The following is a 15,732-nucleotide window of genomic DNA, read 5'->3' on the forward strand; positions in this document are numbered from 1 at the left end:
AGGCTTCTAACTAGCAATTCTCTTATTATAAGTAGCTAAATTTGAAACAATCTTCGAGCTTCTTTCATTTAATCCCGTTATACTTACATTCACATCAATTTGTTTATACTTCATTATAATTTTATCAATTGCCGCTACTGCTGAATCATCCCATACATGCGCATGAGTAAAGTTCATCTCAATTTCTTTCACATCTTCATTGTATGAAAAAGCATTTATAAACTCTGCCGTAGACGCGAAAAATAGTTGGCCGTGAATTTCGTATATTTTCTTATTTTCAATATACAAATGTTTCACGTGAATCTTTGCCATATTGAATGCAAATAAAACAGCACTAATTATCGTTCCGATAATTACACCTAATCCTAAATTATGTGTAATTAGGACAATCACAACTGTTACGATCATAACAAATGCGTTTCCCTTCGGTACTTTATGAATTGTTGCTACAGAGTTCCAATCAAACGTCCCAATCGAAACCATAATCATAACAGCAACTAAAGCAGCCATCGGAATATGCACAACGTAATCACCTAAAACAAATAGCAATACGATTAAAAAACCACCGGCTACAAACGTCGATAATCTCCCTCGACCACCTGATTTAATGTTAATAACAGATTGTCCAATCATTGCACATCCTGCCATTCCTCCGAAAAAACCAGCGACAATGTTTGCAATACCTTGCCCGCGTGCTTCCTTATGTTTATTACTTTCCGTATGTGTCATATCATCTAAAACTGAAGCTGTTAATAATGACTCTAGTAAGCCGATAATTGCAAGCATAACTGAGTACGGTAAAATAATACGTAATGTCTCAAGTGTAAACGGCACATCAGGAATACTAAAGAACGGTAATTCTTTCGGTAAGCTTCCCATATCCCCTACTGTTTTCAACTGTAATCCGCTCATAAGTGCAATACTTGTCACAATAATAATTGAAATCAGTGTAGACGGTACAGCCTTCGTAATACGTGGAAATAAATATATAATTGCAAGTCCTAATGCGACAAGTGCATACATTTGCCAAGTTGCATTTTTAAAATGTGGCAATTGTGCTGTAAAAACTAAAATTCCAAGTGAATTTAAAAAACCACTCATAACGGATTTAGGAACAAACTTCATAAATGAACTCAGTTTGAACACTCCAAAAATAATTTGGACAATACCTGTTACTATTGTCGCAGCAAATAAATATTGTAAACCGTGATCCTTCACAAGAGTGACCATTAATAAAGCCATCGCACCCGTTGCCGCCGAGATCATCCCTGGTCTTCCGCCGACAAACGAAATTGTAACCGCAATACAAAAAGCGGCGTATAACCCAACGGTCGGATCTACACCTGCAATAACAGAAAAAGCTATCGCTTCAGGAATTAATGCTAAAGCAACAACAATCCCCGATAGCACGTCCCCTCTCATATTTGAGAACCATTCATTTTTTATAGTTTGAAACAAAGTAACACTCCTCTACTCTTTTATCATTTGATTTTCTCCGTAAGAAAATCAAGGCCGACTGCACGAAGGCTATTATATAACGAGCAAAGGATGTTGTGCTATGTAAAAGTTTCCTAAAGAAAAGACGCTACCTTCGTAGCGTCTTTTCTCATTTCATTAATGTCCACCATGCCCCTTACCACTTTCCTGAACAATCTCTAACCTCTCATCCAATATACCTTGTGTTTCAAATGAAATATCACTTGTACTTCCTAATAGGAAACCATGGTTATACGGTCCAAGTGTTGGATTATCTTTAAACTTCGGCTGAATAGTAGCAAGGAAGTTATAAACTGGTTGTGAAGCTTTTCCTTCCTCAAGCAAAACAACAGGGGCATGTTTCCCCATATGCGAAAACGGTGCTCCCGCAATTGCTAAGTCTGGTGTTTTACTCGAAACAAACGACAAACCGTGACCAGGTTTTGTGAACCCCCAGCCAAATTTTGTTTTTTTATCTTTAAACTTCGCGAATGCAATAGAATTTTCTACTGGAGTCTCTCCACTAATACGCGTTACTTTCCCATATTTACTTAACTCTTTTTCTACTTCTTTCGAAACGATTTTTTCTGGTCCTAACACATATATATTCGCTTTATCTTTTCTCGTCTTTAATGCCTCTATTGTCGCTTCTGGCACTTTATTTTTTTCAGTATATAGAAGAGGTTCTGGCATATGAGAAATCCAATTTACAGCTGGTATTGTATATAAACGTCCTTCTTCTTCAGACGAACCGATAATAACGCTATTTGGATAATTTCCTGTTATATCGGCATATTCTTTATCCACATCTTTGGCAAATTTAGCTGGATCCGTTTCTTTAATTTGCTTTACTTTATATTCTTTTAATTGCTCTAGGCTAGATACCTCTACATCCCCCATCACCATAATTTGCGTTCCATCTTTCGTTCCGAGCGGATTTAATCGTTTTATTTCTTTTAACGTCATTTCGGGTACCGCTTCTTTTTCTATAAATAAAATCGGTCCGTTATTCGGATGATGAATAAGATCCGCACTTGCAATACCTAATTGCCACTCGTTTACTGGTACTAAAATAATAGCGCCTGGCTGATTCTCTTTATGCGTTGCTGGCCATATTGTCTGCGAAGTTAACACTGCCATTTGCAGAGGATCATTTGTATTTAATCTCGTTACATTTTTTAAACTTGTCGTTAATAAATCATTCGCTGCTCCTTTATTCATTTCTTTCGGCGCAGTTACCTCTTGATTCATTTTCATTTCCTTTTGCTCTGTTTTCTTCTCTTTTGTAGATTCATGATTTTTATGATCAGTATTCGTTTGTCCACACGCCGCAAGACCAGCTGCCGCAATTATTGTTATCCCAAGAATTCGGGTCATCTTTTTCACTATATCGCCTCCGTATTAATCTTTTTCGAGCCAATATTATTGCCTAAAATGGAATTTCACCTTTACAATAACAAGCAATTCTGAAGAAATTATGCAGATGCATTATAATCTGCACCATTTCTTCATGATTTTGACTTACAATTTAAATAATGACTACAAATGCGGAGGTACTCTATGATCGATATACTACTCGTAGACGATGAACCGAGAATGCTTGAATTATTAACACTTTATCTTACTCCAATCGGATATAACTGCGTATGTGCAGTGTCCGGAGAAGAAGCTATTTCACATATAGAAAATCGAAATTTCAAATTTGTTTTACTCGATATTATGATGCCAAAGATGGATGGATGGGAAACGTGCAAAAGAATTCGATCATTTAGTAACGTTCCTATCATTATGGTAACTGCTCGTGATCAAACGGTAGATGTCATCCAAGGGTTAAAACTCGGAGCGGATGATTACGTAACGAAACCTTTCCATGAAGAAGAGCTTTTCGCAAGAATTGAAGCTGTTTTACGCCGAACGAATCAACGTACGCAAATCCAATATCAAGGCATTTTATGGGATGAGGCCAAGCATTTCGTTTCTGTCTATAATGAAGAACTTCTTCTCACTCCAATCGAATTCTCTTTACTCGGATTATTTTTACGTCATGTGAACTACGTATTAAGCCGTGATCAGCTCATTGAACGAATTTGGGGATTAAATACAAATACAGAAGATAGAACAGTCGATTCACATATTCGTAATTTGCGTGATAAATTACGAAAAGTAAATTTCCCTATTGATCACCATTTAAAAACTGTTTACGGAGTAGGCTATCGATGGATCGATACACTATATTAAGGAGCAAAACAATGAAGCGAATTTCTATTCAACTCGGATTTTATTTTTTAATTGTTACACTTTTAATCGAAAGTGTTCTATTTGTCTTGCTCTATTATAGCCTTGTAAACAATAGAGTAAATGAAGAAATGACAGCTTTATTGAAGCGTGGAAATAGTCACCGAGATGTCCTTGAAAAGTATTTTGATAAGCAAACAATCTCCCATGTTGCACTAATGGAATCCGAAGCTGAAACCACTGTTGTTATTACAAATGCAGATAAGGAAGTACTAGCCAAATCCAATGAAATAAATACTACTATAAAAAAACATATTGAAGGAATGCAAACACGAACAGATCATGATGGAGCTATTATAGAGAATCATTGGAAAACATCTAATTATATATGTACAGTTAGCCCAATTGTAGTGGCAGGAAAAACGGAAGGCTATGTATATATGTTTCTCGGAACGGAATCAATCGAAGAAATGGTTAACGGACTAACAAGACAATTCATTATCGCCGGAGTCATTACTTTTCTATTAACAGCCATCACCATCTTTCTATTATCACGTTTGTTAACAAAACCATTGTTACACATGAAACAAGCGACTGAAAAAATGAGTAAGGGCGATTTATCAGTTTCATTAACGACTACTCGAAATGACGAAATTGGTGAACTAACAGAATCTATCCAAACTCTCGCAAATGATTTACATTATATGAAAACAGAGCGAAGTGAATTTCTAGCAAGTGTTGCTCATGAATTACGAACACCGTTAACATACGTAAGAGGTTATGCTGACATTGCTTTAAAAGAAAGCACACCTCCAGAGCAACGTTTACGATACTTATCCATTATAAAAGACGAGTCTGATTATATTACAAACTTAGTTCAAGATTTATTTTCACTCGCTCAAATGGAAAAGCATAACTTTTTCATTCAAGTAAAAGAAGTGCATTTACACCCCTTCCTTACTCGCATGACCGAAAAAGTAAACGTGATGTATAAGGAAAGACACGTTAAAGTTTCTTTCACTTGTCCTCCTTCACTGTTAGTAAACTTAGATGAACAGCGATTCGAACAAGTTGTAGTAAACATTTTAAATAACGCTTATAGGCATTCAAAAGACCATTCTCATATTAATATTTCTGTTATAGAAGAACATAAAAGTATTTCCATTACAATTGAAGATGAAGGCGAAGGTATTCCGCCTGAAGACCTCCCTCACATTTTCGACCGTTTTTATCGAGTTGATAAAGCAAGATCACGAGCTACAGGCGGAACTGGTTTAGGACTATCTATCGTGAAAGAAATTGTAGAATTACACGGCGGGAATATTACTGTAACGAGCGAAGTCAATCATGGGTCTTGCTTTATCATTTCATTACCATCTATAAAGAAACACGACTATCATCAATAGTCGTGTTTCTTTATCATTTTACTTTATAATATAAATTTACAAACTGTCCAAAACGTTTCGTATCCGTTAAAGTTAAATTAATTTCTGGATTCTTGTCTTGAAATAACGGAACTCCAGAACCTAATATATGCGGTGTAATCGTAACGATATATTCATCAATTAGATTATTCTTAAAGAACTCTCTTAATAGACTTCCTCCACCGACCATCCATATTTTAGATCCCTCTTGTGCTTTTAACCTTTTTGTAAACTCCACTACATCTTCATTTACAAACTCTACATGTCCATTCGTGCCTTTTTCTGAATTAGAAAAAACATAACACGCTTTATCTAAGTACGGGAATGTCTCTGTATGCTCTACTACATAATCGTACGTTCTTTTTCCCATGATTATTGTATCAATTGTCTCATACATTTCCGTATAACCGTTGTCTCCCTCTCCTTCCGTTTCCATTAACCACTGTAAATCATCATCTTCTTTCGCAATAAACCCGTCTAAGCTCGCTGCAATAAATAAAACAATTTTACGTGACATATCTTCTCCTCCTTACAGCTTCTATTGATAAAATCATCTTATAAGCACTATACTAACCATAAAACATGACAACTTATGTCATGTTAAAAAAGAAAAAGGTGATATCCTTGTCAAAAGCAAAACGTTTACTAGACATTCTTATATTTGCTTCTGCGAAAAGAAAATTTACAGCTCAAGAAATAGCTGATGAGTTCAATATATCCGTTCGTACTGTCCATAGATATATTTTAGATTTAAGCGATATGGGGTTACCCATTTACGCTGAACAAGGTCGCAGCGGAGGATATACAGTATTAACAAATAGCATGCTTCCCCCCATTTTATTTACCGAAGAAGAAGCAGTCTCCATCTTTTTTGCTTTTCAATCTTTAAGCTACTATCGTAACTTGCCTTTTAATACGGAAATCAATTCCGTTACACATAAACTATATGGCTCTCTACAAAATGATGCGAAAGCTAAAGTTGATAAAATACGTTCTTATATCTCTTTTTGGAATCCGAAGAGAGCTATTGAGACACCTTTTTTAAACGAAGTGTTAACAGCGGCTATTGAAAACAAAAATTTACACTTTCAATACGAATCTAAATCGGGGATAAAAACAAAACACGTTCACCCTATCGGTGTATATGCTCACGATGGTTTATGGTATTTGCCATCCTATGACTTTAGCAGGCAGAAAGTATTACTGTATCGTGTTGATCGTATTCTTTCTATACTATCCACGGAAGAAAACGAAGATACTTTTATGAATTTAGAAGAATGGTTTGCCTCTAACTCTAACGTAATAAACATTCCTACTCAGTTACATGTTTTACTCACAACAGAAGGCGTACGCCAATGTAAAAGCGTTCCTTACCTTGAAGAGTTCGTTGAAGTAAACGAAGATGGGACAGGGTATATACATTCAGCCATTGATAAAGGAGAAATCAATTTTATTACTCCTTTATTTTATAGACTCGGAAAAGATGCACAAGTTTTAGAACCGAAAGAATTAATAGATGGTTTACGTATATGTGCGAAAGAAGTTTTAAATATGTATGGAGACTAAAAAGGCGTAAGAAAACCCCTCTTACGCCTTTTCAGTAAGCAGTATTTTCTCTATCGCTTCTTTTAACAAATGCTTTGTCTCTTCAAAGTGATGATTCTGCTTTTCTTCCGGTTGTACCGTATAAAACTCAGTAAATGAGCGCTCTTTATATCTCGGTACAACATGCATATGGTAATGCGTGAGTTCGTTAAAGATTCCACCATTTTGACAAATTGTAATTCCGTCAGGTTTATATAATAGCTTAATTGCTTTTGCAATAATCTTAGAAGCATCCATAATTGATTTTGCTACACAATCATCTAATTCGTCCACTTCTACAACATGCTGCTTTGGCACGATTAAAGTATGTCCTGGATAGAAAGGGGCATGATCTAAAAAACAAGTTACATTATCATCTTCATATATTTTATATATTTTTTCCTCTTCATTTGCTAATTTACAACCTAAACATTCCATCATGCTTCCCCCCTCTGCTAAAAACATAAAAACGTGAGCGCCCTATTCTCACGTTTTTATGTTTCACTTTATTAATTCAATTGTTTCCGTAACTTTTATACTATCTTTTACAGATTGAACAATCGTACAATTCTTTACTGCAAGTTGCAGTGCCTTGTCTAATTGCTCTTCTGTAATTTTTTGCGCTTTAATTTTATAGTGCAAATGAACACTTTCAACTGGTTTTGATAGAGCTTCACTTCTACCAATTTCAGTTTCAATTGTAAACGTATCGTATGTAATACGTTTCTTTTCTAAAATCGTTCGAAAAACAATTGCACTACACCCTGCAATAGAAGAAACGAGTAATTGTAACGGTGAATACCCGTTTTCTTTTCCAATCGCTAATTGACCATACGATAAATCTGCTTCTATATCATCGTGTTTGATTGTTAGTTTCATTTGTTTTTTCCATCTCCACTTTCATCGGTTTCTTCCGTTTCTTACTCATATAATAATATATGTAGCAGAAAATGATAAATGGAATACCACAGTATAACGCCATTCTTTGTTCAGGAATAAACGCTAAACTAATGACAACGACGCTATTTGTAATTAAAGCTAGAATTGGAACAAGCGGGTATAGTGGTGTTCTATACTTTAAGTCCTCTAATTTTCCTCCGCCTTTTAAATACTGACTTCTAAAGCGAAGTTGCGATAAAGCAATAATGATCCAACTTGAAACAGCAGATAAACCAGCTATAGATAATAGGTACATATATACTGTATCTTCTGCAAGGAAGCTTGTTAATAACGATAACGCCGCAACAGCAATCGTTACGACTAGCGCTGTAATTGGAATACCACGTTTATTTACTTTCTTAAAAGAAGTTGGTGCCATTCCTTCATTTGCAAGTGACCATAGTATACGCGTTGCTGCATATAACCCTGAGTTCGCTACAGATAATAAAGCAGTAATAATAACGAAGTTCATAATATCAGCTGCATATGGAATACCGATTTTATCAAATACAACTACGAATGGACTTTCAATTACCCCTGCTTCTTTCCAAGAAATTAATCCTACTAAAATTGTCATTGTTAAAATGAAGAATAACATAATGCGCCATACTGTATTACGAATTGCGCGTGGAATTGTTTTTTCAGGCTCCTGACTCTCTCCTGCTGCAATCCCGATTAACTCTGTTCCTTGGAAGGAAAAGTTAACTGTAATCATCGTAAGAAGCACTGCAGCTAGTCCATTTGGGAATAGCCCACCATCACTTACAAAGTTAGAGAAAAGAGGCGCTGCTTCTTTTCCGTCGTATGGTAAAAATCCTAGTAATGCACTACCACCAAGTAGAATGAATGCAATAATTGTAACTACTTTAATACTAGAGAACCAAAACTCTAATTCAGCATAACTCTTCGCTGATATTGCATTTGAAGCATATAAAATAACTCCGAATACGAGACACCATACCCAAACATCAACATTCGGAAACCATCTTTTCATCATTAAACCGATCGATGTTAATTCTAATCCTACTGTTACTGCCCAGCCAATCCAGTATAGCCAACCGATCATAAATCCAGTTCCTGGTCCAATAAACTTCGTCGCATACTTTTGGAAAGATCCTGAAACTGGCATTGCTACCGTTAGCTCTCCAAGACAAAGCATTGTTAAATACATAATAAATCCGCCCACTAAATATGAAAGGATGGCTCCCCCTGGTCCAGCCTGATTAATGGTGTAACCTGAACCTAGAAAAAAACCAGTTCCGATTACACCACCTAGTGCGATCATAAATAAATGTCTACTCTTCATCGTACGATGTAATTGCTCATTCGTTGTTTGCTGCATCTTAATCCTCCCCCTACAAGTACCCCTATCTCTTTTTAAAATTTTCTGATAATAAAAATATACACGAAAGCGATTACAATTTCTATATAAAATTAAAACTTTTCTGATAAAATAATATAAAAAAACGAATTATTGCAAGATTTAGATACTATTTAGAGGAAAATAAGGAGAAACAAGGAAAAACCCTTACATATATTGTAAGAGTTAACGAAGCTCTAATCTTCTCGATAAAATTGATAAACTATAATTCACTATAAAGTACATACAAGCCACTACTATAAAAGTCGGAATCATATAATTTACATTTTGCCCGCTAATAATTTGAGCATTATGCATAAGCTCTGGCAATGATATAACAACTGCGAGCGACGTATCTTTTAGCAATGAAATAAACTGACTAACAAGCGGGGGGACCATCCTTCTTAATGCTTGTGGCAAAATAATATACCAAAGCGCTTGCACATACGTTAATCCTGAAGACCTTGCAGCCTCAATCTGCCCTTTTTCGATAGATAATAGACCACTTCGAACAATTTCAGATATCATTGCCGCTTCAAATATTGTTAAAGCAACAATTGCAGCTGTTATAATTTCTAACTTCAATCCCGCTTCTGGAAGTGCAAAATACGTAAAAAATATAATTAAAAGTAGCGGTAAATTTCGAATCACTTCCACGATCAAGCCTAATATTTGTGAGACGACAGGTATTTTCGTATAGCGCAATATTCCTATTACACTACCAATAATAAAGCTAAGTACAATTGCTACGAGCGCTACCTCTAACGTTATGAGTAATCCTTTTAATAAAAAGAGGATATGATCACCTGTTATCGCTCCCTTAAAATCCATTTATACCGCCTCCTTTGCCAAGCGTTTTTCTAAATAACGCACTAGCATACTGAGCGGAATTGTTAATATTAAATAAAACATCCCGACAAATATATAGACGTCGAACGTAACAAATGTCTTCGTTGAAATTAAATCTCCTTGATACATCAAATCGGTACCAGCGATAATTCCGAGTATGGAAGAGTTTTTTACTAAATTGAGAAATTGATTTCCTAAAGGAGGGATTACGATTTTCATCGCTTGGGGTAAAACGACATGGTACATTGCTTGCATATAAGTCAATCCTGAGGAACGTGCTGCTTCCATTTGACCTTTTGCAACGGATAAAATACCGGCGCGAATAACCTCCGCAATAAAAGCTGCAGTATATACGGTAAGTGTAACTGTTCCTGCTACAAAACCATTTAAAGTAATTCCTACTACAGGTAAAGCGAAATAAAATATAAATGCAATTAATACGAGCGGAATATTTCTTACAAATTCTACAATAGCAGCTCCCAACCAATTTAAAATACGAATCGGTGCAATACGCATTACCGCCAAAATTACTCCTAAAATAAAGCTCCCTATTAATGCAATTACACTAGACATAACTGTATACTTAAAGCCTTCTAAATACATATCAATGTTATTCGTTAATATAGAAAAATCAGGCACATATGCTCCCCTCTTTCTTTACAAGAAGAGGATGAGCATCCCTCATCCTCTCACTCTTACTCTTCACTAGGAATAAAGCCCCACTAATTAAAGTTTCACTTTACTTCTCTTGTTTTTGACCAATCCATTTCTCATACAATTTATCGTATTCTCCATTCGCCTTCATATCTTTTAGCAAGCTATTAATCTCTTTCGTCAAATCATCTGCACCTTTTTGCACTGCAATTCCGTACGGTTCATCCGTAAAAATTTTTCCTACAACTTCATAATTAGAATCTTGCTTTGCCATTCCGTAAAGAATTGCATTATCTGTCGTTAAGACATCACCTTTCCCTGCTTTTAACGCCGTAAATGCCTCACTGTAATTTTCAAACTCTAATACAGTCGCTTCCGGTGACTTTTGGCGAATATTATTTGTAGATGTTGACCCTTTTACAGCTAATACTTTCACACCTTGTTTTATATCATCAATACCCTTAATATTGCTTCCTTTTTTCACAAGTAGCGATTGCCCTGCTTTAAAATATACATCTGAGAAATCAACCTCTTTTTTACGTTCTTCCGTAATTGTCATCGTTGCGATAATTGCATCAATATCACCATTTTTCAGTAGTGGAATACGTGTTTTAGACGTTACTTCTTTTAATTCTAGTTTCTTTTCATCTCCAAGGATTTTTTTCGCAAGCGCCTTTGCGATATCAACATCAAATCCTTCTACTTGCCCTGTTGACGGATTTTTCAATCCAAATAAGTTCGTATCATTCTTCACTCCAACTACTAGTTTCCCTCGCTTCTTAATTTGTTCAATAGCTCCGCCTTGCTTCGTATTCGTTTCTTTCGCCTCTTCTTTTTTACTTCCACATCCAGCGACAACAAGCACGAATAAGCATGAAAATACAATTAAAGTAAACAGCTTTTTCATTTTAAGCATGAAATTCCTCCTTTAATGATTTAACACTCGGCTTAAAAATAGACGAGCTCTTTCTTGTTCAGGATTTGCAAAAAATTGTGCTGGTGTTGTATCTTCGATAATTTGACCGTCATCCATAAATAAAATCCTATCTGCTACCTCACGTGCAAATCCCATCTCGTGTGTAACGACAACCATCGTCATGCCTTCTTTAGCCAGCGCTTTCATAACATCAAGCACTTCCCCAATCATCTCCGGATCAAGAGCAGACGTAGGCTCATCAAACAGCATAATTTCCGGTTGCATCGCGAGGCCTCTAGCAATCGCCACCCTTTGCTGTTGACCTCCGGATAATTGATGTGGATACACACCTGCCTTCTCCGGGATTCCTACTTTCTCTAAATAAAACATCGCTGTTTTCTCTGCTTCTTCTTTTGAAACTTTATTTACTTTAATTGGTGCTAGTGTAATATTTTGAAGAACTGTTTTATGCGGGTATAAATAAAAGTGTTGAAAGACCATCCCAATATTTCGGCGCAATTCATTCATATTTGTTTTCGCATTGTGTACTTCCGTATTTTGTACAATTAATTCTCCATCGGTAATTGCCTCCAATTGATTTATACACCGAAGTAACGTACTTTTTCCTGACCCTGATGGTCCAACAACTACTACCACTTCACCTTTCTTTACTTGAAGATTAATATTTTTTAAAACTTGAAAGTTACCGTAATATTTATTAACTTTACGAAATTCAATCAACATAACCCCTCCTTCCCCTAACAAAGCATGTACATTCTTTTTATATTCAAAAATAAGCAAAAAAATAACTTTCCTCTTCATTTTGCCCATAAAAAAGAGCAAAGGGATTTCCCTTTGCTCTCTTATTCCTATTCTATTAAGATACTTCTTCTTTTTTATCTTTCCCATATTCATGCTCCCAGAAATCAGCATTTTTAATTCCTAACTGCTGCGGATCGAATACTGGATCTTTTCCTTCTTTTTTCTGCTTTTCATAATCCTTTAATGCGATCAATGCCGGTTTTTGTAATAATAGAATCGCAATAATGTTAACCCATGCCATAATTCCTACACCGATATCTCCTAAAGCCCATGCTGTTGCTGCTGTTTTTACACAACCGTAGAATACAACTCCTAAGAATACAAACTTTAGTACGATAGACATCCAAGGGCGGTCTTTATCACGGTTTAAGTAAGCTATATTTGTTTCTGCAATGTAGTAATAAGCCATAATTGTTGTAAATGCGAAGAATAGTAGAGAAATTGCTACGAAACCATTTCCAAATCCAGGGAAAACAGATTCTACTGCTGCCTGTGTATAACCAGGACCTGGCTGTGCACCATTTAATTTATTGACGATAAAGTTTTTTCCGCTTGCATCAAATACGTTATACATGCCTGTAATAATCATCATAAATGCTGTTGCTGAACAAACAAATAATGTATCAATGTAAACGGAAAATGCTTGTACTAACCCTTGTTTAGCTGGATGCGATACTTCAGCAGCTGCCGCTGCATGAGCCCCAGTTCCTTGCCCTGCTTCATTTGAATAAATACCACGTTTTACCCCCCAAGAAATTGCTAAACCAATAATCCCGCCAAAAGCTGCTTCTAATGCAAATGCACTTTTTAAAATTAACATGAAAGCGTCTGGTAATTTTTCAATATTCATAGCTACAATTACACAAGCTACTAAAATATAACCAAGCGCCATAAACGGCACTACAACTTGCGCTACGTTAACAATTCGCTTAACTCCACCAAATATAATAAGTGCTAATGCCGCTACTAATACCGCTCCTGATACGGAAGTATTAATACCAAAAGCTGTTTCTAAACTTACAGCAATACTATTCGCCTGAACACCCGGTAACAGCATCCCCGTTGCAAGAATTGTCGCTGCAACGAACACTAATGCATACCATTTAACCCCTAGTCCTTTTTCAATGTAGTAAGCCGGACCACCGCGGAATTGTCCTTGATGCTTCGTCTTATATATTTGTGCAAGTGTCGATTCTACATAAGCAGAACCTGCTCCTAGAAAAGCTACCGCCCACATCCAAAAGACAGCTCCTGGACCACCAAATGCAACAGCCGTTGCAACACCCGCAATATTTCCGGTTCCAACGCGCCCTGATAATGAAAGTGCTAACGCCTGGAACGAAGAAACACCAGCATCTGATTTTTCTCCTTGAAATGTAAGCTTAACCATTTCCCCTACATGCCTTACTTGTAAAAACCTCGTTCGAATGGAAAAATATAGACCTGCTCCTAAACATAAATAGACAAGTGCGGGACTCCAAACAATATTATTTATCCAACTTACGATAGCTTCCAACATTCCTCCCCCTTTTTGTAAAGAATATTCAGAATATACATAAAATTATATAATGTATACCGAATCTATGACAATATTATTTTAATAAAACAAACATATTTTTGTATAAAAAAACAAAGTATACATTTATTTTGTATACTTTGTTCCCTTATCTCTGTATTATATATTCACTATTGCCTCTTGCTTTATAATTCTTTCATACAACTCATCCGATAACTTTTGAAAATCCTCTGGCATATCTTTCCCTTTAAATTTCTTTTGAAGCGTACCGTATAAACCGATATCACGTAGACGTAAAAATAACGGTAACGATTCATACCAACTATCCGCCAGTCTGTGCTCATATTCATAACCTTTTCGTAATATTTGTAACTGTTTACGAGCAAATTCCGTCTTTTTCTCCAATGTCCATGGTGTAAAAAGAACAGAGTAATAAAGAACCATTGCCAAATCATGAATGAAGTAATTATAGGCAGCGTCATCAAAATCAAAGATTGTTAGCTCTTTGCCGTCATAATGAAAGTTACCTGGATGAATATCGCCATGCATAAGGCCGAACGTTTCTCTTTCGATTGGAAGAGCCTTTATTTCATCCATTAATACAGCAGCAATCTCTTTCACTTTCTCATCTTCTAATTCATTAACAATGCTACTTTCGTCCTCTTCCCACGTATCACGGTAGTCTGTTTTAGGGTAATTCATTGTAAGACGATGCAGTTGTCCAATTGCTTTTCCCCACGCTTCAAAGTAAGCATCTCCCCAATAAGGCGATTCATCTCCTTTTACTTGCTCACCTTTTGCATATGTAAATAAAGACGCAAAAAAGAAAGTGCCATCTTCCGCTCCAATTTCTGCTACAAGATTTTGAGATATTGAATTACGAGGTCCCGCCACTTTCGCCCCATACTCCGCAACATATCGTAAAAAATCTAGTTCAGCCTCTACCTCTTTTTTTGAGCGATGAGAAGAATGCGTTAAACGTAATACGTAATCTTCATCATTTTTATCCTTCGCCTTAAAAATATAATTTTCAAAATCACCAAGTGGCTTTTCTTCCACTGTTACATGAAACAAACTTGCTGCTCTTGTTAAAATCTCTTTTGTAAAAACTCGTTCTACAGCTATTTCCATATGTATCCCTCCTATATATCTTCTTAATTCGACATAAATGTGAGAAGTACTGCTATGAAATTGAATAATGCATGGGCAACCATAGCTGATAAAAGAGAATTTGTTTTCTCATATAACCATGCGAATGCTACTCCACTTAAAAAATTCACCGGTAATGTGTTATATGTTGGAATATGAACAACGGTAAATATTATGGAACTTATAAGTACGCCGCCCCATATGCCATATCTCTCACGAAAAAACGTATAAAAAACACCTCGATATAAAATCTCTTCATAGACCGGGGATATAACTGCCGCTCCTATTACTGCAATGCAAAATGAATATACTGATTTATCACTCTGAATCGTATCCGTTTTGCTATTTTCAAAAGATATCCCCATCTCCTCCATCATTATTAATACACCAATACTCATTACCATTAAAGACATAAGCACTACAATCGTCCATAAAAACCCTTTCCATGAAAGCTTCCGAATCCCAATATCTGCCCACGACAAGTTATATCTTTTTATGCAAAACACATAAACTAAAAAAGTAAATACAACTGCCATAATAAATCCCATTAAAACCCCAGCATATAATGAATTCCCTAATAGATTTAAAGCATATTTATAAAAAATAGATTCAATTGTTACTGGAACAATAATAAATACAAAAACAAATAAATATAAAATTTCTTTCCATCCCCATATATATTTTAAAGTCATATATACCATCCCCTACTTCTCATTTTCTTTAGTATAGAAGATGACGTAACGTAACTTTCAAGCTAATTTCTTAAAAAGAACACAAGCATAATTTTTTCATAAAAAACAAAAATTAA

Annotated in this window: 16 protein-coding genes; 3 read left to right on the forward strand and 13 right to left on the reverse strand. The window is 35.7% G+C overall.

The window, feature by feature from the left end:
- Nucleotides 1-6 precede the first annotated feature (6 nt).
- Entirely contained in the window at nucleotides 7-1,458 is a 1,452-nt protein-coding gene (locus QCI75_RS23555) for a SulP family inorganic anion transporter (RefSeq protein WP_353761275.1), read from the reverse strand.
- A 156-nt stretch (nucleotides 1,459-1,614) separates the two neighbouring features.
- On the reverse strand, nucleotides 1,615-2,862 hold the full coding sequence (locus QCI75_RS23560; RefSeq protein ID WP_144506928.1) for a cell wall-binding repeat-containing protein: 1,248 nt from the start codon (nucleotides 2,860-2,862) through the stop codon (nucleotides 1,615-1,617).
- 174 nt (nucleotides 2,863-3,036) lie between these two features.
- On the opposite strand from QCI75_RS23560, the gene QCI75_RS23565 reads away from it, so the two are divergent.
- Together QCI75_RS23565 and QCI75_RS23570 are read left to right on the forward strand one after the other, a co-directional pair.
- Nucleotides 3,037-3,714: a response regulator transcription factor gene (locus QCI75_RS23565; protein WP_144506929.1), complete on the forward strand. Its 678-nt coding sequence runs from the start codon at nucleotides 3,037-3,039 to the stop codon at nucleotides 3,712-3,714.
- A gap of 11 nt (nucleotides 3,715-3,725) precedes the next feature.
- Nucleotides 3,726-5,117, forward strand: coding sequence for a sensor histidine kinase (locus tag QCI75_RS23570; protein WP_353761276.1), 1,392 nt, complete (start codon nucleotides 3,726-3,728; stop codon nucleotides 5,115-5,117).
- A 13-nt stretch (nucleotides 5,118-5,130) separates the two neighbouring features.
- Here the strand turns inward: QCI75_RS23570 and QCI75_RS23575 are convergent, their stop codons facing one another.
- Nucleotides 5,131-5,652: a dihydrofolate reductase family protein gene (locus QCI75_RS23575; protein ID WP_144506931.1), complete on the reverse strand. Its 522-nt coding sequence runs from the start codon at nucleotides 5,650-5,652 to the stop codon at nucleotides 5,131-5,133.
- Between the two features lie 107 nt (nucleotides 5,653-5,759).
- Here QCI75_RS23575 and QCI75_RS23580 point away from each other — a divergent pair, with 107 nt between their 5' ends.
- Nucleotides 5,760-6,701 (forward strand): helix-turn-helix transcriptional regulator, encoded by a 942-nt coding sequence (locus QCI75_RS23580; RefSeq protein ID WP_353761278.1) that lies wholly within the window; start codon nucleotides 5,760-5,762, stop codon nucleotides 6,699-6,701.
- 21 nt (nucleotides 6,702-6,722) lie between these two features.
- On the opposite strand, the gene QCI75_RS23585 is transcribed toward QCI75_RS23580, so the two are convergent.
- From QCI75_RS23585 to QCI75_RS23630, 10 genes are all read right to left on the reverse strand, one after another.
- The gene (locus QCI75_RS23585; RefSeq protein ID WP_144508843.1) at nucleotides 6,723-7,157 is read right to left on the reverse strand and encodes an HIT family protein; all 435 of its coding nucleotides are present in this window, start codon (nucleotides 7,155-7,157) and stop codon (nucleotides 6,723-6,725) included.
- Between the two features lie 63 nt (nucleotides 7,158-7,220).
- On the reverse strand, nucleotides 7,221-7,598 hold the full coding sequence (locus QCI75_RS23590) for an OsmC family protein (protein WP_144508842.1): 378 nt from the start codon (nucleotides 7,596-7,598) through the stop codon (nucleotides 7,221-7,223).
- Nucleotides 7,573-9,000: an amino acid permease gene (locus QCI75_RS23595; protein ID WP_098498099.1), complete on the reverse strand. Its 1,428-nt coding sequence runs from the start codon at nucleotides 8,998-9,000 to the stop codon at nucleotides 7,573-7,575. The genes QCI75_RS23590 and QCI75_RS23595 overlap by 26 nt, the downstream gene beginning before the upstream one ends.
- A gap of 204 nt (nucleotides 9,001-9,204) precedes the next feature.
- Nucleotides 9,205-9,849 (reverse strand): amino acid ABC transporter permease, encoded by a 645-nt coding sequence (locus QCI75_RS23600; protein ID WP_144508841.1) that lies wholly within the window; start codon nucleotides 9,847-9,849, stop codon nucleotides 9,205-9,207.
- The gene (locus tag QCI75_RS23605; RefSeq protein WP_144508840.1) at nucleotides 9,850-10,506 is read right to left on the reverse strand and encodes an amino acid ABC transporter permease; all 657 of its coding nucleotides are present in this window, start codon (nucleotides 10,504-10,506) and stop codon (nucleotides 9,850-9,852) included. It lies immediately after the preceding gene.
- 100 nt (nucleotides 10,507-10,606) lie between these two features.
- Nucleotides 10,607-11,437 (reverse strand): glutamine ABC transporter substrate-binding protein GlnH, encoded by an 831-nt coding sequence (gene glnH, locus QCI75_RS23610; protein WP_144508839.1) that lies wholly within the window; start codon nucleotides 11,435-11,437, stop codon nucleotides 10,607-10,609.
- Between the two features lie 12 nt (nucleotides 11,438-11,449).
- A complete protein-coding gene (locus tag QCI75_RS23615; RefSeq protein ID WP_353761279.1) occupies nucleotides 11,450-12,370 on the reverse strand; it encodes an amino acid ABC transporter ATP-binding protein in 921 nt (306 codons plus the stop codon).
- Nucleotides 12,315-13,775: an alanine/glycine:cation symporter family protein gene (locus tag QCI75_RS23620; protein WP_353761280.1), complete on the reverse strand. Its 1,461-nt coding sequence runs from the start codon at nucleotides 13,773-13,775 to the stop codon at nucleotides 12,315-12,317. Before QCI75_RS23620 ends, QCI75_RS23615 begins: the two co-directional genes overlap by 56 nt.
- A gap of 159 nt (nucleotides 13,776-13,934) precedes the next feature.
- Nucleotides 13,935-14,906 (reverse strand): phosphotransferase enzyme family protein, encoded by a 972-nt coding sequence (locus QCI75_RS23625; RefSeq protein ID WP_144506461.1) that lies wholly within the window; start codon nucleotides 14,904-14,906, stop codon nucleotides 13,935-13,937.
- A 23-nt stretch (nucleotides 14,907-14,929) separates the two neighbouring features.
- Nucleotides 14,930-15,616, reverse strand: a complete 687-nt coding sequence (locus QCI75_RS23630; RefSeq protein ID WP_144506460.1) for a CPBP family intramembrane glutamic endopeptidase — start codon at nucleotides 15,614-15,616, stop codon at nucleotides 14,930-14,932.
- Nucleotides 15,617-15,732 lie beyond the last annotated feature (116 nt).

This window comes from Bacillus cereus group sp. RP43, from assembly GCF_040459645.1.
Taxonomy (GTDB): domain Bacteria; phylum Bacillota; class Bacilli; order Bacillales; family Bacillaceae_G; genus Bacillus_A; species Bacillus_A mycoides_C.